15 protein-coding genes and 1 tRNA gene are annotated in these 18,449 nt (G+C 66.4%); 7 read left to right on the forward strand and 9 right to left on the reverse strand.

Features of this window, described 5'->3' with window-relative positions; all coding sequences use genetic code 11:
* Window positions 1-213: 213 nt before the first annotated feature.
* Complete coding sequence (locus ACTIMO_RS02140) at window positions 214-1,023, forward strand: hypothetical protein (protein WP_448181351.1); 810 nt, start codon at window positions 214-216, stop codon at window positions 1,021-1,023.
* Between the two features lie 186 nt (window positions 1,024-1,209).
* Here ACTIMO_RS02140 and ACTIMO_RS02145 read toward each other — a convergent pair whose 3' ends face one another.
* The 6 genes from ACTIMO_RS02145 to ACTIMO_RS02170 form a co-directional block, all read right to left on the reverse strand.
* Window positions 1,210-1,905: a DUF6308 family protein gene (locus tag ACTIMO_RS02145; protein ID WP_448181352.1), complete on the reverse strand. Its 696-nt coding sequence runs from the start codon at window positions 1,903-1,905 to the stop codon at window positions 1,210-1,212.
* Between the two features lie 207 nt (window positions 1,906-2,112).
* Window positions 2,113-2,895, reverse strand: a complete 783-nt coding sequence (locus tag ACTIMO_RS02150) for a metallophosphoesterase family protein (RefSeq protein WP_448181353.1) — start codon at window positions 2,893-2,895, stop codon at window positions 2,113-2,115.
* Window positions 2,888-3,205 (reverse strand): hypothetical protein, encoded by a 318-nt coding sequence (locus tag ACTIMO_RS02155; RefSeq protein WP_448181354.1) that lies wholly within the window; start codon window positions 3,203-3,205, stop codon window positions 2,888-2,890. Before ACTIMO_RS02155 ends, ACTIMO_RS02150 begins: the two co-directional genes overlap by 8 nt.
* 284 nt (window positions 3,206-3,489) lie before the next feature.
* Window positions 3,490-4,644, reverse strand: a complete 1,155-nt coding sequence (locus ACTIMO_RS02160) for an RNA-guided endonuclease InsQ/TnpB family protein (protein ID WP_448181355.1) — start codon at window positions 4,642-4,644, stop codon at window positions 3,490-3,492.
* An 896-nt stretch (window positions 4,645-5,540) separates the two neighbouring features.
* The gene (locus ACTIMO_RS02165) at window positions 5,541-5,966 is read right to left on the reverse strand and encodes a hypothetical protein (RefSeq protein WP_448181356.1); all 426 of its coding nucleotides are present in this window, start codon (window positions 5,964-5,966) and stop codon (window positions 5,541-5,543) included.
* Between the two features lie 378 nt (window positions 5,967-6,344).
* A complete protein-coding gene (locus ACTIMO_RS02170; protein ID WP_448181357.1) occupies window positions 6,345-6,887 on the reverse strand; it encodes a hypothetical protein in 543 nt (180 codons plus the stop codon).
* A gap of 1,040 nt (window positions 6,888-7,927) precedes the next feature.
* Here ACTIMO_RS02170 and ACTIMO_RS02175 point away from each other — a divergent pair.
* Window positions 7,928-8,227, forward strand: a complete 300-nt coding sequence (locus ACTIMO_RS02175) for a hypothetical protein (protein ID WP_448181358.1) — start codon at window positions 7,928-7,930, stop codon at window positions 8,225-8,227.
* 130 nt (window positions 8,228-8,357) lie between these two features.
* Here ACTIMO_RS02175 and ACTIMO_RS02180 read toward each other — a convergent pair.
* A tRNA-Ala gene (locus tag ACTIMO_RS02180) sits at window positions 8,358-8,430 on the reverse strand.
* Between the two features lie 114 nt (window positions 8,431-8,544).
* Here ACTIMO_RS02180 and ACTIMO_RS02185 point away from each other — a divergent pair.
* From ACTIMO_RS02185 to ACTIMO_RS02195, 3 genes are all read left to right on the forward strand, one after another.
* Complete coding sequence (locus ACTIMO_RS02185) at window positions 8,545-10,146, forward strand: DHA2 family efflux MFS transporter permease subunit (RefSeq protein WP_448181359.1); 1,602 nt, start codon at window positions 8,545-8,547, stop codon at window positions 10,144-10,146.
* A 36-nt stretch (window positions 10,147-10,182) separates the two neighbouring features.
* Window positions 10,183-11,691, forward strand: a complete 1,509-nt coding sequence (locus ACTIMO_RS02190) for a S10 family peptidase (RefSeq protein WP_448181360.1) — start codon at window positions 10,183-10,185, stop codon at window positions 11,689-11,691.
* Window positions 11,692-11,899: 208 nt separating this feature from the next.
* Entirely contained in the window at window positions 11,900-13,669 is a 1,770-nt protein-coding gene (locus ACTIMO_RS02195) for a glycoside hydrolase family 15 protein (RefSeq protein WP_448181486.1), read from the forward strand.
* Window positions 13,670-13,757: 88 nt separating this feature from the next.
* Here ACTIMO_RS02195 and ACTIMO_RS02200 read toward each other — a convergent pair whose 3' ends face one another.
* Window positions 13,758-14,258: a DUF456 domain-containing protein gene (locus tag ACTIMO_RS02200; RefSeq protein ID WP_055766806.1), complete on the reverse strand. Its 501-nt coding sequence runs from the start codon at window positions 14,256-14,258 to the stop codon at window positions 13,758-13,760.
* A gap of 129 nt (window positions 14,259-14,387) precedes the next feature.
* Between ACTIMO_RS02200 and ACTIMO_RS02205 the strand changes: the two genes are divergently transcribed.
* Entirely contained in the window at window positions 14,388-15,512 is a 1,125-nt protein-coding gene (locus tag ACTIMO_RS02205) for a hypothetical protein (RefSeq protein ID WP_448181361.1), read from the forward strand.
* A gap of 101 nt (window positions 15,513-15,613) precedes the next feature.
* Here ACTIMO_RS02205 and ACTIMO_RS02210 read toward each other — a convergent pair whose 3' ends face one another.
* A complete protein-coding gene (locus ACTIMO_RS02210) occupies window positions 15,614-16,531 on the reverse strand; it encodes an SDR family oxidoreductase (protein WP_055766803.1) in 918 nt (305 codons plus the stop codon).
* Window positions 16,532-16,924: 393 nt separating this feature from the next.
* On the opposite strand from ACTIMO_RS02210, the gene ACTIMO_RS02215 reads away from it, so the two are divergent.
* Window positions 16,925-18,379 carry an MFS transporter gene (locus ACTIMO_RS02215; RefSeq protein ID WP_448181362.1) on the forward strand — a complete coding sequence of 485 codons (1,455 nt, stop codon included), beginning with the start codon at window positions 16,925-16,927 and terminating at the stop codon, window positions 18,377-18,379.
* Window positions 18,380-18,449 lie beyond the last annotated feature (70 nt).

An 18,449-nucleotide genomic window follows, 5' to 3' on the forward strand; every position in this document is an offset into this window, starting at 1 on the left:
TGTGCGGGTGCGGCGGTTCTGCTCATCGTCTCCGAGTCCACCGGGGCGCGTGGCAGTGAGGTGGCCGCGGCACGGGGCGGTAGGCTCGCTCCAACGCCGCTCGAATTGGGGAAAGCCGTGCCCGTACATCTTGCCGAACTAGCGCTCAGCGTCGCCCGGTGCCCGGAAGTACCGCGGGCAGCCGCTGACCCGAGGCACCCGTGCCACAAAGTCGTGTGCTCCCAGGACCGCTACGACGGCCCTTTCCAGGTCCCTGAGGCATGGGCCGGGAAGCTTGACACCGCCAAGGTCGTCTTCCTGTCCTCGAACCCCTCCATCAGCGCCGGGGAACCGGAGGCAAAGGCCCGGTACAAGCACCTTCCTGAGCTCTATCCCACTGTGGAGTGGGACGACGCCCTCGTCGCAGACTTCATGCTCAACCGTTTCGACCCCGAGCCCGGCTGGGTCAACGCCAACCTCCAGCATCTCAAGGCCAGCGCTGATGGCGAGTCGCCGGCTGACACCATCGGCAGGGCAGCCGCCGGCCAGCCCGTCGATCGGGGAGCCCGCGAACGGTACTGGTCGTGGATCCAGAAGCAGACCTGGCAGCTCGTGGGTGATCATCTCCCCTGGTACGAGAACGTCGCCATGACCGAGGTCGTGCACTGCAAATCGCAGAAGGAGGAGGGGGTCGCCGAGGCGGCACGGTTCTGCAGCAGCAAGCACATGGACAGGACGCTCTCCGGCTCCCCCGCCGGGCTGATCGTCGTGGTCGGCGATCCGTCGCGGAAGGCGTTCATGCTGGCCTACCCGGAAGTGGCCGAGCGCTTCCCGCGCTTCGGCCGCGACGACGCCGCGATGGGCCGAGTCGATCCCGCCCAGAGCATCATCGAGATGGAGGTCGGCGGCCGCCGGCGTCTGGTGTGCTTCCTGTGGCACAACAGTGCCTTCGCGCCGAAGATCAAGGACCTCGCCCTCATGTACCCGGACGACTTCCCCCGGCTTCAGCAGGCAGCATTGAGCTCCATCGGAGTCTTCGGCTAGGGCAGAATCAACGCCATGTGTGGACGATTCGTCATTGCGGGCAACCGGGCAGCCAGGATCGACGCCTTCCAGGTCGACGAGTCCATGGAGGACGAGATACCGCCGTCGTGGAACGTCGCGCCGATGACCGGCATCCCGTTCGTGTCCGAGCACCTCGATGAAGGCGCATCGCCCTTCAGTACGAGATCAGGGAAGCAGGACTGTAGACGCCGCGGCGGAGACCGCGTTGCGGCGCTTGATGGCCGCCTTGCCCTCGGTCCAGAGGACGATGTCCATGATGCGCAGGATGGACGGCTTATAGTCGAGCTCGAGGATGCCGGAGTCCTGGCGGATCTTCTCGAGGCGCTGCGGCAGGCCACTACCGTCGGTGAGAGCTCTGTGCCAGTCGTGCCAGTAGTGCCCGTAGCCGATCAGGTCGTCGATGACCGAGTCCACGATGGGGATGAGGTTCGGGCGCTTCCGAGCCATGATCTTGCTTCCCTTGGTCCGTCCGATGTCCCACTTCTCGCCCTTCCGGCGGGTGATAACGTCCCACAACTCCTGCGCAGGGCTCTGCATGCCCAGGTGCTTCTCGTAGCCGGCCTCGTCGAGGTCCCACATGTTGATGTCGGTCGGGATCAGGGACAGGAGTCGGTCGACGTTCTCCTTCTCGCGATCCATCAGGCCGATCGCCGCTGCTCTCGGTACCTCGACGGCGAGGAACGACACCGCGACGCAGTCGTCACCGGTGATCTCGTTCGCGATGTCGGGCCGGTCGCCGCCGCCCTTCCACTCATCGAAGCTGGCGCCGGTGCGAGGAAGCCCCCGGTCGATGTCCTGCCGGTAGTACTCGCGGACGTGCTCCGTTGCCGTGTCGACGTCGTTCAGGATCTCGTGCAGCATCCGCTCCCCCTCGTTGTGATCCCCTTCCGCCCCCCGGGCACAGGGTCACGATAGCTGGCCGTGAGGTTGCGTCGCTTAATCGCCAGTTGGCCGGCGGATGTTCGTTCCGAGCCGAAACGCACTCTTGATGGAGACCGGCAACCTGTTAGGAGTCGCCAACATCCATTGTGCTGCGTCCGCAACTGAGGACTTCGGTGAGCAACTTGTTTAGGCACCTCGGACGATGAGCGGTTCGACATGCAGCGGTCTGCTGCCCGGAAGGACCAGCACTGCGTTGCCCTCACGGCTGTGCTGCATGTTAAGCACATCCACGCGGGTCACTCGCTGGTCTGGATGCACTAGCTCCTGAATCAGCCGCTGATGCCAGTGACCTGCAAAGACATGGGCGGGCGCAAGGCGATCAACGACCTCCCTTAGGAGGATCCTGGATCGGTTTGCCTGCTGGATGAGCTCGGGTGGAAGCACCATGGAGCTCCTCACCGCGACGCCTGCGGGCACCTCATGCGTTACGAGAATGTCCACCTCACCACCGGCCATCAGCTGCTCCGCCTGCTGGCGGGTGGGTTCCTCGTCTGCCCACCAATCTTTGCCCTCCGTCCTCCACTTCTTGTCGACGGACAGGGCGCCACCAAGGCCTCCTATCCGGAGTCCTTCAATGATCATGCGGCCACCCTTGGGGAGCACTTTTATGGCGGTTCGCCAATGAATAAGACCGTCGTCCTGGACATCGAGCTTGTCGATACGGGTCGTGTTGTCGTGATTTCCGGGCACACAAATCAGGTCCATCTGGTACTCGGAAAGGAGTCGGTTGAGGCGGTGTTCAAATCGTCCACGCATGGCACCCGGGAAGTCGAGACCTAGGTCTCCAACCTGGATGAGAGTCCGCACACCTTCCCTCGCAGCAGACTTCACCACCATGCGCATCCACCCATAGTCGCCATGGACATCTCCTACGAATGCAAGGGGGCGCGCGCCAGCAAGCTCACTCACCGCCGGCGGCCAGCTCTTCAATCTGGACGATGGGAGAGGTCGTCCTCAAGGTGGTGATGTGGTCACCGCGGATCTGGAGCCAGAAGAGTCCGGACTCACCCATCAAACAGTGCTCCACCATCAGGAGATCGACAGCCTCGCCGTCGCGACGGAGCTCCGCGAAGCCGGCGGGCAGGTAGTCAAGCCGCGGCGCCGTTGCACCCATCTGCCGGCTCATCGTCCGGGAGGTCAGGTCGGTCCGGTAGCGGCTACCCGTTGCCGTGGTGACGAGGTATGCCCCTTGGTCAGTGTTGCTCAGCTCCCGTTTCATGCCGTCAGCGTAGCCGCGGCCTCTCCCCGTTTGGACGTACCGAGAAGTCATGGTGAGAAGAAGTATCGACACGACCACGAGGACACGGTGAAGCCCTCGCACGCCCGGGGCCTGACTGCATCACCGGACAGCGGGTTTCATTGAGAGATCCCCAATTCAGCAACCAGTTCGATCAGGCGTACCCGGCCCCATGCACTCCGGCTGCAGGTTGCACACAGACGGGTATCAACACCTGGCCACGCGGACCGGGCTTGCTGCTCTAACTCGCGCCTGGCTGGCGTGGTTCAGGCTGCGTATGGGCGATTGACTGCGCCCCAGGCAAAAGATCCGCGTTTGGCAAGCACTCTGCCTGCGTTCTCATCTGCATCCAGCGAGAATGCGCATGAGAGACACCTGAAGGTGTCGCGGTCAGGCCGGTTCTTCTTCTCTATGTGCCCGCAGCTGGAGCACTCCTGAGAGGAGTAGGCCGGATCTACGTGCAGGAGGGGGATTCCGGCGGCTTCTGCCTTGTAGGCCAGGAACGCGCCGAGCTGGGCGAACGCCCACGAGTGGAGAGTGGTCCGCTGGGGCTTCCTAAGCCGTACCCGTTCGCGGATGCCAGTGAGCGTTTCAATGGCGATTCCGCGTCCGGTGCGTTTAGCCTCGGCCACAATCTTCTTGCTGACCCGGTGGTTGACGTCAGCGACGAACCGGGATTCTTTTTTCGACCGCTTCTTCAGCAATCGCTTGGCGCTTTTGGTGCCTTTGGCCTGGAGCTGGGCGCGCAGCCGGTTATTCTTCTGCCGCCGGGCGGTCACGGCGCCACCGGACCAGTTGTCACCGTCAGAAGTGGTGGCGATGTTCACTATGCCCATATCCACACCTATGAACCCCGCCGGGGCGGTATTCATAGGTGTCGGGTCGATGTCGACGGTCGCGAAGAGGTAGAAGTTCCCGTCCTGAAAGATCAGGTCGGTTTCACCTTTGCGGTGGGCTGCGATGAGGTCGAGGTGTTCCGGTTTACCGGTAAAGGGGATGCCCTTGATCCGCCCGGCAGCTGTTCGAATTGAGACGGTCCGCGCCGTGTGGTTCCAGGACAGGCAGTGGTGATCAAAAGGCTGGGCCGACGTGGGCCGGAACTTCGCCGGTTTGGCTTCTATCTTTGCCCGCCGGGATGAGCCTGCCTTGGCGTACTTCCCGGCGAGGAGCAACGCTTTACGGGTTCTATAGGCGTCTGCGACCTTGCTGATGACGCGGACAACAAGCTGCGCGGACAGCCTGGTCTCATCCCGAATCTTCCCGTACATGTCGCGATGAAGATCGTATTGGCGGTATCGTCCGGCGGCCCGGGCGTGAACAGAGATTAGATTCGCAGCCTCGTTACATTCATGCAGGGTCGCCAGCAGCGCCGCACCCGTAACAGGCCCCGGCACTAGCTTCACCCGCAACGTACGCTTCATAGCCATCCTGTGTAGACGATGCCCGCATCGAGCCGGGTCACATTCATGACGGAAGCCGGCTGACCGTCCTGACGGTCATGTCGAGTACATGGTGACTGCCGGTGGTGGTGCCGACGAGCTGCCTGCCCTGGTCGGCATTGCCGCAACTCCTGCCTCATGCGTGCAGTGTATCCACGGCCTCCCACCCTTTCAGGAGCCCGCAGCTAGGCTGGTCCAGTAGTTGTTACAGGAGTGGTTTAAGGTGCAGAAATCGATCAGGTAAGCGATGAAGCCTCGACCTATGAAGATGCCAAGGCACTGAGGGTCTCCCGAATGCGCGAAAGATACCGCCTGATTGCAATCCATACGGATCGAGACTCGTAGGGCTTCATGTCGGGAGCGCCGATAGGTTGTACCGGTGACTCCGATTCCTCGACCTGGCTGGCATGGTATCCCGCCAAGTGCTGATCGCTACGTCCCCCCGTTACAGCTAGAGGTGCCCGACCAGTCGGGCGACAGGGCCAGCGAAGGCACCTGCCCTTTGAGCTGAGCTGGAGTACCCGGACGGCCGGAAGCAGACGGTGAAGGGCTATGCGATGGCATGGACCTCCGAAATCGAAGGAGTCCCTGCTGCTCGAAGGTGCCGCCCTTGTCATCGCACGGTACAACCGCCTCCTGGAGATGCAGGGAAGCCTTCAATTCGTGACAACCCATGACAGCAAGCTTTTGACCAAGCTCGAGGATCAGTTGGCTGACCGAGGGTGGGGAGCGCGCCCGGCAGCAGACGCGCTCGTCCAAACTTGTAGGCGCACAGCGCCGCAACACCCGGGGGTATCAGGACATTGGGGTCACACTCCGATTGGGCGCGGAGGCGCACTTCAGAGACGGGCCCGGCGGAGTTTCCTCGTCCCCTTCTGCTATGTCAGATCTATGAGGGAAAGCCGCTCCCGGGCACGTCCGATCGCCTTCGCCGTAGCGGCCGGTGTCAGCTCGGCCGCGTCCGCGGTCTCACGCCAGAGGTGATACCCGACGAGCTGCACCATGAAGGGGTAGCCCCCGGTGGCCTCAGCTGCCTGGCGGAGGAGTGGCGCTGGCAGGTCGAAGCCTCCGTGTGAGAACGTCCTGGCGAAAGATCTCTCGACGTCGGGCACGGTCACGTTATGGAGGACTATGCGGTCAGCTGGCAACAGAAAGGCGGCGGGCGCCTCAGCCAGGAGCCTGGCCACCAGCGCGGGTAATCCGGCCACCACCAAGATGACGGGGCGACCTTGGCAGTGGAAGCCCTCGTGGTCGGCGCCGATCTGGGCAAGCTCACGACGGTCTACCGCGTGGATCTCATCCACCGTAATTACCAGCCCGACTCGTCCGGTCTGCAGGCGTACCCACTCCCGTAATCGCCCCGCTAGTCCACATGTCGCCGTCTCCGAAACAACGTCCCAACCATGGTCGCGACCTAGATAACCGGCCGCCTGGAGCATGACCGTCTTACCCACACCGCGGGCACCGGTGATGATCAGGGGCCGCAACTCCCCGGACCCGAGGTGCAGGCTATGTTCGAATCTCTCAACTACTTCTGATCGTCCGATAATCTCGGGCGGCTTCGTGCCGGCGGATGGCTTGAACGGGTTCCTCACCGGTATCTATGTCCCTCTCGATACGCCTTGGGTTCAGTCCAGCCAGACCTTCCGTCCGCCCGGGAAGTGCAGCAGGACTGCTCGGAATCAGGCGTAGTCACGAGGATCGGGGCCTTCACCCGGGCCGGCCGTGTGGGCGTCGATATGGATCGCCTTGCTCTTGATGCCGAGCTTGCGGAGAGCCACCGCAATCGCATCCGCGCGAGGCACTAGGGGGTAGCTCGCGGCCACCTCGTCTAAGACTCTTTCAATGGTGTCCCCTCCAACCTCATCGACGCTTTCTGCACTGGATGCCTCGATGGCGATGAAGACGGCCAAGTCAACGTGGCTGTGCTCAAAATCCTCGGCACTCAGCGCTGAATGTAACAGTGTCCCCTCAGCGATGGAGTGGACAGTAGCCGCGAATCCGTCGCCCCGCTCGAGGGCGAATTTGTTCTGAACGCGGCCGGCGCACATCAGCAGGGCCAGCTGCTCCTGCTCCTCTGGGCGTATGTCGTCCAGGAAGGCCCGTGCTCCTGGAGAGTTTGCCTCTGGCGCTCCGACCCAGCGGCCCGGCTCGACTTCCGTCATGCCCATCTCCCTGAGGAAGCGACGGTCATCCTTGGTGGGCTGCTGCTCGGTGCCGTTCATGGATTCCTTTGATCGGTGTTTCCTGACCTGATCCTAGTAACCGCAGCTGCATGAGCCGCCGCCGCATCTCCCTCATTCATGCACGCCCGGTGTTTCCTCTACGCCGCCTCGGCGGCGCGGACGTGGTCCAGGAGCAGACGTGCGAGCTCCATTGCCCTAGCCTTCTCACACCCTCGACGCCGCAGCTTCGAGAAGATGTCCGCATTAAAAGTTCCTGCTCTCACGGTGTCATGACTTGGCCGGACATCGTGCGCGCGGCGCTTTGGAGCCACCGTCGCTTTACGGGCCCATCCTCCGTTGACGTGGACTTGGCATCCTCGGCCAGCACGGACAGTGCCTGAGCCAGGAGGTGATTGACCAGGCGGGAGAGGGTGTCCCCTCTATAGCCGTGTACCTTAAGTCGGCGGGTGAGCGCGTACTGCAGGCACTACGCCGCTCTTCGATGACCGGCTCCACAGAGCGCTTGAGACACAACTCAGCGAAGTATTACGGCGGGCCACCGGTGCATCGAAGGCACGAATTGAACCGACCGGGCCGAACGCCCTTTCGAGGCCAGTCTGCGCTGCGCTTGTGCCCGGCCTCCCCTGACTCGCTTCAGATCAGTAGTTAGCTTCGCTGCGTTGACGGTGGAGTGAGCTTTGGGTTCGACGGCGGCAGCGAACGAACCAATGGTGTGGGCCCGTGCGTTGAGACGGTCCGTAACGGCCATGGTGTCCCAACGGAGACCCGTCATCGGGAGTCAGTCCGACCTCATCCAGCACCCTCCTGACCTTGGTCATAGACCGGGTCGGGATCGCCAGTTGGACCGGGTCAACCCGAGCCGCCTGAGCCAGATCCTGAAGCCCAGAGGTCATCACCGTAGGTGCACGCGGGGTGAGTAATGGAGCGGGCCATCGTCGCCGTTTGAGCTGATTCCTTCCGCACACTTAGCAGCAGTACGTCGTTCCCGCTGTCGTGGACCTGGCCCTGCCGCTGTTCACCGTCGCCACACTGCTGCGCCGACACCGCAGAAATTCACTTCGGTCACTAATCTGGCGGCTGTGTTCTGGGTCGTTGCCCGCATCGTTGCCGACGTCGTCCACTTGCTCATCCCGGCCGGGCCGCAGGAGACATGGACGACGGGTACCTACGCAGGGGCGTCGATTTCTGCGCTCAGGCCGATCGCCGCGCTTGGCGCGAGCCTGGTGTTCGAAAATGTCCTGATCGCGCGTGAGGTCAAGCCGTCCGCCGAACCAGCCGATACGTTGCCCGCTGAGCCGCCGGCCGTCACCGTCCCCTTGTCGGCAGCTTCCGATTCTGGAGCCACAGTTGAACTGGGACGAGCATGCGGCCCTCGCTAGGATGGCCGCATGCCCTCAAGGATGACTCACATGATCTACCGGATCGCTCTCGGAACATCAGCAAAATGTGAAATATCTGTTATTTGCCGAGTCCCGAGTCCGCGGATCCCTTCAGGATCCGCGGAACCAGTGGAGCTTGGGGGAATCGAACCCCCGACCTTTTCATTGCGAACGAAACGCTCTACCAACTGAGCTAAAGCCCCGGACACCTCTGCCGAACACCCATACTGTACCCAGAAGGGCGGCTTGATCCCAAAGCGCCGTCCGCCGCCCCGGTGCGCACCGGGGTGTCAGCGGCCGGGAGTAGTCTTCTCCCCATGTCCAGCAATCCCCGGCAGGAAGCCCCTGCCCAGCCCCAGAACGACGACGTCCGGCCGTGGCCCGCCCTGTGGTCGCTCGTCATCGGGTTCTTCATGATCCTCGTCGACTCGACGATCGTCTCCGTGGCGACGCCGGCCATCATGGCCGGGCTGGACGCGGGTATCGACAGCGTCATCTGGGTGACCAGTGCCTACCTGCTGGCCTACGCCGTGCCGCTCCTCGTGACCGGCAGGCTCGGGGACCGCTTCGGACCGAAGCGCATCTACCTCGTGGGGCTTGTCGTCTTCACGCTCTCCAGCGCCTGGTGCGGCCTGTCCGGCACCGTCGAGGCACTGATCATCGCCCGCGTTCTGCAGGGCCTCGGGGCCGCGCTCATGACGCCGCAGACGATGTCCGTGATCACGCGGATCTTCCCGCCCGAGCGCCGCGGCGCTGCCATGGGCCTATGGGGTTCGGTCGCCGGCATCGCCACGCTCGTCGGCCCCGTCCTCGGCGGCGTCCTGGTCGACTCCGCGGGCTGGGAATGGATCTTCTTCATCAACGTGCCGGTCGGTGTCGTCGGGTTCATCCTCGCCTCACGTCTCGTACCCACACTCCCCACCACCTCGCACCGCTTCGACATGCTCGGGGTCTTCCTCAGCGCGGCGGGCCTCTTCTGCCTGGTGTTCGGCATCCAGGAAGGGGAGAGCTACGACTGGGGCACCATCGCCGGCCCCCTGTCGGTGTGGTCGCTCATCATCACGGGAATCGTGCTGCTCGTCGCCTTCGTGGTCTGGCAGCGCATCAACCGTGGTGAACCCCTCGTGCCGCTCCGCCTCTTCGGCGACCGCAACTTCTCGCTGGCCAACACCTCGATCACCGCGATGGGTTTCTCCATCACCACCATGACCCTGCCGCTCATGCTCTATGCGCAGACCGTCCGCGGCCTCTCGCCCACGCAGGCCGCCCTCCTGCTCACGCCGATGGCCGTGATCTCGGGTGTCCTCGCTCCGTTCGTCGGGAAATTCGTGCAGCGCAACAACCCGAAGTTCATGGCCGTGGCCGGCTTCGCGGGGATGTCCGCCGCCCTCTTCTGGCTCGGCTCGATCCTCACTCCGGACGTCGCCCTCTGGCAGCTGCTCCTGCCCATCTCCCTGCTCGGCCTCTCGAGTGCGGGCATCTGGGCTCCCGTGTCGCTCACCGCCACCCGCAACCTGGCTCCGTCACTGGCCGGTGCCGGGTCGGGGGTCTACAACACCACCCGCCAGATGGGTGCGGTCCTCGGCAGCGCCGCCATCGCAGCGATCATGCAGTCACGGCTCATGGCGAACATGGGCGGTGGAGGAATGACCGCGACCCCCGGCGGCGCCCTTCCCGACGAGGCGAAGGCGGGCTATGCCCTGTCCATGGGCCAGTCCCTCTATCTCCCCGCAGTCGTCGTGCTCATCGGCTTCGCGGCCGCACTCTTCTTCGCCAAGCCCCAGCAGAACCGGGTCTGGGAGGGCGACGCAGGAGCCGTCGGAGCACCCGCGACGGAGGGATCCGCATCCTCCTCACCGGAGCAGGGCGGGGCCACCGGACCTGCCACGCGGCGCGAGGCGACTCCGGCCGACACCTGAGCTGTTGCCTCTGGGAACTACCGGTAGTCTTCTGCCATGGCTGACGAGACGCAGGACACACCAGGAACGACGGCGACCGATGCGCGGAAGGGCGCGGGCGTCGCGGACACGAAAGACGTCTCGGACGACTTCGCCGTCCGGGAGCACACGGCACCGTCCGGCCTGAGGTACACCACGACCACGGGCCGCCTGGTGCTGCGGCGCGAGGAGACGAAGGACGGGAAGGCCGACGGCTTCAAGCCGAAGGCCGAGATCTTCGTCGTCGCGTACACCAAGCAGGACGCCGTACCCGGGCGCCCGGTCACCTTCGCCTTCAACGGCGGGCCCGGCTCGGCCTCCGTCTGGCTCCACCTGGGCCTCCTCGGCCCGCGCCTGGTGGACTCCGGCGACGTCGGGTTCATGACGCCGGCCCCCTTCGGGCTCGTCGACAACCCGGACAGCCTGCTCGAATTCAGCGACCTCGTGATGATCGATCCGGTGAACACCGGGTTCTCGCGGGTCGTCGAGGGCGAGAAGGCCGACGAGTTCCACGCCTTCATCCAGGACCGCGACCTGGTGGCCGAGGTGATCCGTCTCTGGACCACGCGCAACAACCGCTGGCTGTCGCCGAAGTACCTCGTCGGGGAGTCCTACGGGACGTTGCGCGCCGTCGCCGTCGCCGGCCGGCTCTTCGACGCGTACGGCATGGCCGTCAACGGCCTGGGCCTCATCTCGACGGTGCTGAACATGTCGACCCTGCGCTTCTTCCCCGGCAGTGACCTCCCCTACGCCCTGCATCTGCCCACGTATGCCGCGATCGCGCACTACCACGGCCGCCACGGCGACCGTGAGCTCGCCGACGTCGTCCGCGAGGCGGAGGAGTACGCGGCCCGGGACTTCGGTTTCGCCCTCACGCAGGGCAGCCGGCTCACGCCCGAGGAGTACGAGGAGACGGTGGCGCGGCTGCAGGCCATCACGACGCTCGACGCCGGATTCATCCGCCGCTCGAACTTCCGCTGGGCTTACCACGAGTTCGCGGCGGAGATCCTGCGCTCGGAAGGACTCGCCGTCGGTCGTATCGACGGACGGTTCGCCGCCCGTCCGGCCAACCTCCAGGCGTCCGACTCCTTCGAGGACCCGAGCATCCGTGCGATCACGGGCCCGTACTCGGCGGCCATGAACCACTACGTGCGCGCCGAACTGGGCTACGAGAACGATCTCCCGTACGAGATCCTCACCGCCCGGGTGCAGCCGTGGAGCTACCGCACGTTCGAGGGCGCCCCGGTGGACGTCTCGGGTGTTCTCGAGCGCCTGCTCGTGCACAATCCCGCGCTGCGCGTGCACGTGGACTACGGCTACCACGACGGTGCGACGCCGCACTTCGCCGCCGAGTACGTCTGGGCCCACATGAACCTCGACGACGCCGCCCGTGCGCGCTTCACGCACCACTACCACGAGGCCGGCCACATGATGTACCTCAACCCGGTGGCACGACAGGCACAGCTGCACGCGCTGCGGGACTTCGTCACCGAGGGACGGACCGCAGGGGAACAGTACGTAGACTGATGAAACAGTCCGGCGATCACCGCCGCCGGCTCCCGAGCAGAGGACATCATCATGCTGAAGAAGATCCTGTGGGCCCTGGTGCCCGTCATCGCCTCCCGCGTCCTGGCCAAGCGCACCAACGGGCAGGCCCCGCGCGCCGACAAGACACGCTTCAAGGGAAAGTAGCCCGTCAGCCGGCAGGCACGCTCAACGGCAGGGAGGAACGGCCATCGCATTCCGTGACGCGGACGGTTTCGCCGATATCCGCTCCTACGCGGCCATCGGGGACGGCCGCACCGTCGCCCTCGTGGCGCTGGACGGCTCCATCGACTGGTACCCCACACCGGACCTCGATTCGACGCCGTCCTTCGCCCGACTGCTCGACGCCGACGAGGGCTTCATGGCCCTCGCCCCCAGGGGCGGATTCTCGGTGGAGCGCCGGTACGCCGACGGGTCGAATGTCCTGGAGACCACGTACACCACGGACACCGGGACCGTCCGCGTCACGGACTCGCTGAACACCGGCGTGGCGGGTCGTCTCCCCTGGGGAGAACTCGCCCGCCGCGTCGACGGCCTCACCGGCTCCGTGGAGATGGCCTGGTCCGTGGCGCCGGGGACCTGCTTCGGCACGGCCTCGCCGTGGGTGGACAGCGGTCCCGGGGGCCCCATCCTCCGCGTCGATGCCGTCGCACTGGGCATTCGCGGCATCGACCACGGCGTGAAGACTGCCTCCGCCCGGTCGATCGACGGCGCTTTCACCACCTCGGTGGGATCGCGCCACCTCGTCGCCGTCGTGTCCACGCACGGTGAGCCGTTGCCCCTCCCGGACCCGCAGACCATCGACGACGGCGTGGACCGCACCATCCGCAACTGGCAGGCGTGGTCCGACAGCTTCGCGTACGACGGCGACTACCGCCACGCGGTGCTGCGCAGCGCCCTCACGCTGAAGCTGCTGCTGCACAGCCCGTCCGGATCGATCGCCGCGGCGGCGACCACCTCGCTCCCGGAGAGTGCCGCCGGCGGAAAGAACTGGGACTACCGCTACGCCTGGGTGCGGGACACGGCCTACACGCTCCATGCGCTCACGCGCGCGGGACTCCGCGAGGAGGTCCACGCCGCGGTGTCCTGGATGCTCAAGAACCTCCGCTCCCAGGGATCCGACCTCGAGGTGTTCACGCGCCTGAACGGCGAGGTCCCGGAGGGGACGGAACGCCCGGACCTCACCGGCTGGCGGCACATCGGACCGGTCGTGGACGGCAACCCCGCCGCGGGCCAGTTGCAGCTCGGTGTCTTCGGCGACGTCTTCGACGTCGTCTGGCAGTACGTGCAGGCGGGTCACGTGCTCGACCCCGCGACCATGCGGCAGCTCGCGGACCTCGCTGATCTGACCTGCGACATCTGGCAGCGCCGGGACGCAGGGATGTGGGAGCTGCCCGAGGAACGGCACTACGTCACCTCGAAGCTTGGATGCTGGAACGCCCTGCGCTGCGCGGTCCTCCTCGTCGAGCACGGGCAGTTGCAGGGACCGGTGGAGCGGTGGGAGGCCGAGCGGGACCGCATCCGGGACTGGGTGCAGGAGCACGGCTGGTCCGAGGAGCGGCAGAGCTACGTCTGGTACCCGGGTTCCACCGACCTCGATGCCTCGATCCTCCTGCACGCCATGAGCGGCTTCGACACGGGGTCGCGCATGTCCTCCACCATCGACGCCCTGCGCGCCGAGCTCGGGGCGGGCCCCCTCCTCTACCGGTACAGCGGCATGCAGGACGAGGAGGCCACGTTCGTCGCCTGCGCGTACTGGATGGTGTCGGCGCTCGTCGCCGTCGGCCGGCGCGACGAAGCGGTGGTTCTGATGGAGGAGCTCCTCCCGCTCGCCAACGACGTCGGGATCATGGCCGAGATGATCGATCCCGATGACCTGTCCTTCATGGGCAACGTGCCGCAGGGGCTCAGCCACCTGGCGCTGATCGTCGCCGCGCTGGCCATCTCGGGGAAGTCCTGACCGCGAGCGCCGCGGTCAGGGCCGCGCCGGCGAGCCGAGGGCCGGTGCGGCACGGATGCACCGCGGAGCGGCCGGGTGCGGACCGGTCTCAGGCGGTGGCGAAGTAGACCCAGACCCCGATGACCCACGTGGTGCCGGCCAGGCAGGCGAGGGCCAGTTCGGCGAGGATGCCGAGGCCCGTGGCCTTCAGGGCGTGCAGGCTCGAGGTCAGGGCGGCGCGGGAGTCACGCTGCCGCGCGTACTCGCTGGCGAAGAGTCCGACGGCGAAGCCGACGAACAGGCCCACGACGGGGATGACGAACATGCCCACGATGCCCAGCAGGACGCCGATGGTCACGGACCTGCCCGGGATCTTCCGCTGCTTGAGGGTCCTGCCGGTGAGCACGATCCCGGCTGCGAGACCGGCTCCGGCCAGGACGGTGCCGATCGCGAAGACCACCCAGCCCTCGGTACTCGCCACCGTCAGCGCCCAGGCCAGCAGCGAGACGATGATGAGGACGCTGCCCGGCAGGACCGGCACCACCACTCCCGCGACACCCACCGCGATGAGCGCGCCGCACACGACCGTCATGAACACCTGGAGATCCATGGTTCAAGTCTCGCATCCGGCTGCGCGACGCGACGCCGCGGAACGGCTCCTGCGCGGCGTCGCGTGGAATACTGTGACGGATACTAAGCCAACTTAGCGAGCCCGAGGGCCCTGAGATCAGGAGGACCAGTGAGTACACCAGGAACAGGGAACACCGACGGCGAGCGCCGGGCCGCGGACGATGACGGCCCCCGGCACGTCGAGTCCCCCACCGAGCTGATGGACACCGGCAGGTCCGGTGCGGGGGCGAGCAGCGCCGGGCGGACCGACACCGGCAGTGGGGCCGGCGCTGGATCACGTAGCGGGACCGGCAGCGATCGGGCGAGCGGAGCCACCCGCTCCGGCAACGACGGCGGCACCGGCGACTACGTGCCCGGTGGCTACTCCGCCGAGGAGGACACGAGCGGCGACTACGTGCCGGGCATGTACTCCGACCCGTCCCCGGAGGACCGGTCGTCGAAGGACACGTCCACCCGCGAGCACACCCGCCCGACGCCGGTCGCGGCATCGCGGGAACCGGCGTCCTCGCGGGACGCCCAGCCGCCGACGCAGGTCCATACGCAGGTGGCACCCGTCACCGCGTCCAAGGCGCACGACGAGGACCGCGGGAAGGACCGCCACTTCCCGCGCACCGCCACCGCCGGCGCCGTTGCGGGGTCCGGGTCCGGGCTGCCGAGCCTCGAGGACCGCAAACTGGTCCACCAGCGCGAGAAGGAGCACTTCGGCGGCATGAAGTTCGGCTCCGCCTTCTTCGGGTGGCTCACGGCGACGGGCATGTTCGTGCTGCTCTCCGCCCTCGTGGGGGCGATCGCCGGCGCGTTCGGCTACGGCGCGAACCTCTCGACGTCGGATCTCGCGAGCGGGTCCACCGAAGCCCAGAGCACGGGCATCACGGCCGCCGTGGTGCTCGGCGTCATCCTCCTGGTCTCCTACTACGCCGGAGGATACGTGGCGGGGCGGATGGCCCGCTTCAGCGGCGTCAAGCAGGGCCTCGCCGTCTGGCTGTGGGCCGTCATCATCGCGATCGTCCTCGCCGTGGTCGGCTTCATCATCGGCAACCAGGCCAACGTGACCGAGCGCTTCCAGGGACTCGGCGTCCCCTCTGCGCAGGACCTGACGGGTCCGGGCCTGATCGGCCTGCTCGTCGTCGCGGCCATCGCACTGGTGGGTGCGATCCTCGGCGGCCTTGCAGGGATGCGCTACCACCGGAAGATCGACCGCGCCGACTTCGATGCACTGGAGGACGCGGCGTAGGAGCGTCGAGGACGCGGGCAACCGCCACCGGCCTCCGGCAGAGCACGGAACAGCCCCGGACCCTCTGGAGTCCGGGGCTGTTCCGTGCGGCGCCGCGGAACTCAGGGCGAGGGCATCCCACCGTTGACGTTCAGGGTCTCACCGAGGACGTAGCTCGCCTCGGAGGAAGCCAGGAACACGTAGGCCGGAGCCAGTTCGGTCGGCTGGCCCGCGCGGCCCAGCGGGGTCGACTTCCCGAACTCGGGCAACGCCTCCGCGGGCTGGCCGCCCGAGGGCTGCAGCGGTGTCCAGATGGGACCCGGGGCGACGGCGTTGACGCGGATGCCCTTCGGCGCCAGCTGCTGCGCGAGCCCCTTCGTGAAGTTGTTGATCGCGGCCTTCGTGCTCGCGTAGTCCACGAGTGTCGGTGAGGGCTCGTAGGCCTGGATGGAGGTCGAGTTGATGATCGCCGATCCGGGCTTCAGGTGCTTGAGCGCTTCCCGTGTGACGCGGAAGAACGAGTAGATGTTCGTCTTGTACGTGTGGTCGAGCTGCTCGTCGCTCAGCTCCTCGAGGGACTCCACGGCTACCTGCTTGCCCGCGTTGTTCACGAGGATGTCGAGGCCACCCAGTCCGTCGACGGCCTGCTGCACCAGCGAGGTGCAGTATGCGGGGTCCTTCAGGTCGCCGGGGATGCAGACGGCGGTGCGGCCCTCGGCCTCGATGATGCCCTTGACCACCTGGGCGTCCTCCTCCTCCTCGGGCAGGTAGGACAGGGCGACGTCGGCCCCCTCGCGCGCGTAGGCGATGGCGACGGCCGCACCGATACCGGAGTCGGAGCCGGTGATGAGCGCCTTGCGGCCCACGAGTCGTCCGGTGCCGCGGTAGGAGGTCTCCCCGCGGTCGGCCTTGATCTCGAGGTCCGACTCGAGGCCCGGCTCAGCCGTGTGCTCCGCGGGCGGCGAGATGCTCTCGAACCGCGTGACGGGGTTCTGGAAGGTGTACTGGTCGGTCGATCCTGTCGTGCTGTCGGAGGTCATGTGTGTTCTCCCTGTACAGAATGCGTGTCCCGCGCAGCGGGCGCGGGATGGACTGGCCGCCGGAAGCTAAGCCTGCTTATCACATTAGGGCCACAGGGTGGCGGCGGACAACCCGGCCGGCGGGGTGGGGGGCGGGTGGACCTCGACCGTGGGAGTTGCTACGGGAGGGCTGCGGTCAGAAGACGACGGAGAAGAGGCCCGCGCCGATGCTCAGCACCAGGGCTGCGATGACGAGCCAGATGATCGGGGTGCGGAGCCTGCGCATGAGATCCATAGTGCGGCCAGTCTAGCCGGAGGGTCCTCGGCGGGATGCGGACAACGACCGACCGCATGCTCCGTCGCGTGCAGGCCGGCCCCTTCTGGGCCCGTCACGCCGGACGTACACTGGGCGCCATGACCGAGCAGCCCCCGGCTCCTCCGGGGGCCGGCACAGACGCACCCGGAGGAGTCGACCTCTCCGTGCGGTCCCCGGCCGAACGCTCACGGACCTTCACCGGCATCCTGGTCAACACCGGCATCGCCAACATCACCACGAGCTACCTCTGGTTCGCCTTGACCTTCTGGGCCTATCTGGAGACACGCAACGTGATCGCCACCGGGGTGATCGGCGGGGCCTACATGCTCCTGGTGGCGCTCTCGAGCATCAGCTTCGGCACCTTCGTGGACCGCTACCGCAAAGTGTCCGTGATGCGCTTCGCCGGCGCCTTCACGCTCGGGATGTTCGCCCTCGCCGGGGCCATGTTCCTGGTCACGCCCGAACCGATCCTCCTCGACCTGGCACGGCCGTGGTTCTGGGTCTTCACCCTGATCGTGCTGATCGGCGCCGTCGTCGAGAACATGCGCAACATCGCGCTGTCGACAACGGTGACCATCCTCATCGAGCCGGACCGGAGGGCCAACGCGAACGGGCTCGTCGGCATGGTCCAGGGCCTGATGTTCATCATCACCTCGGTGCTGTCCGGACTGTCCGTGGGATTGCTCGGCATGGGTTGGACCATCGTCGTCGCACTCGCACTCACCGCCCTGGCCTTCGCGCACCTGCTCACCCTGCGCATGCCGGAGGAGGTGCGTGCCGCCGCCACCGACGCCCACGGCGCCTTCGACCTCCGCGGATCCTACGCGGCGGTCCTCGCCATCACGGGCCTCTTCGCCCTGATCCTGTTCTCCACGTTCAACAACTTCGTCGGGGGCGTCTACATGGCGCTGATGGATCCGTACGGGCTCGAGCTGTTCTCCGTGGAGCTCTGGGGCACGTTCTTCGCCGTCGGAGCCTCCGGGTTCATCGTGGGCGGAGCCCTGATCGCGAAGTTCGGACTGGGGCGGAACCCCCTGCGCACCATGCTCGTCGCCGTCGTCCTCATGGGCGTCATCGGCGCCCTGTTCACCATCCGTGAATGGGCCTGGCTGTATGTCCTCGGGATCTGGCTCTACCTCGTGCTGGTGCCGTTCATCGAGGCGGCCGAGCAGACGGTCATCCAGCGGGTGGTGCCCCTCGAACGGCAGGGCCGGGTCTTCGGGTTCGCCATGGCGTTCGAATCCGCAGCAGCTCCGGTCACCGCGTTCCTCATCGCCCCGCTCGCGCAGTTCTGGATCATCCCCTACGCCCGCTCGGACGGTGGTGCGGCGCAGCTCGCCCCCCTCCTGGGCAACGGGACGTCCCGCGGGATCGCCCTGGTGTTCCTCGTGGCCGGGATCGTCATCATCCTCGCGGCGCTCCTCGCCTTCCTCACACCCGTGTACCGCCGGATCTCCGCGTCCTACCGGGAGGGTACAGCCGCCGGTGCGGACGGAACGGTGGCGGCCGACGCCGAGGGGACCCACGCCCCGTCCGGGAGCACGACACCCTGAGAGCTCCGGGGGCTGCACCAGCGGCGCGCACACCGACCCCGAACACCTGACCAGGCGGCGACCGGTCGAT

This window comes from Arthrobacter sp. CP30 (genome assembly GCF_053470025.1).

Coding starts and splice junctions, on each gene's coding strand:
- ACTIMO_RS02145 (WP_448181352.1), bottom strand. CDS start 1,905: ATGCTGCACGAGATCCTGAACGACGTCGACACGGCAACGGAGCACGTC.
- ACTIMO_RS02155 (WP_448181354.1), bottom strand. CDS start 3,205: ATGAAACGGGAGCTGAGCAACACTGACCAAGGGGCATACCTCGTCACC.
- ACTIMO_RS02160 (WP_448181355.1), bottom strand. CDS start 4,644: ATGAAGCGTACGTTGCGGGTGAAGCTAGTGCCGGGGCCTGTTACGGGT.
- ACTIMO_RS02170 (WP_448181357.1), bottom strand. CDS start 6,887: ATGAACGGCACCGAGCAGCAGCCCACCAAGGATGACCGTCGCTTCCTC.
- ACTIMO_RS02185 (WP_448181359.1), top strand. CDS start 8,545: ATGTCCAGCAATCCCCGGCAGGAAGCCCCTGCCCAGCCCCAGAACGAC.
- ACTIMO_RS02190 (WP_448181360.1), top strand. CDS start 10,183: ATGGCTGACGAGACGCAGGACACACCAGGAACGACGGCGACCGATGCG.
- ACTIMO_RS02200 (WP_055766806.1), bottom strand. CDS start 14,258: ATGGATCTCCAGGTGTTCATGACGGTCGTGTGCGGCGCGCTCATCGCG.
- ACTIMO_RS02210 (WP_055766803.1), bottom strand. CDS start 16,531: ATGACCTCCGACAGCACGACAGGATCGACCGACCAGTACACCTTCCAG.
- ACTIMO_RS02215 (WP_448181362.1), top strand. CDS start 16,925: ATGACCGAGCAGCCCCCGGCTCCTCCGGGGGCCGGCACAGACGCACCC.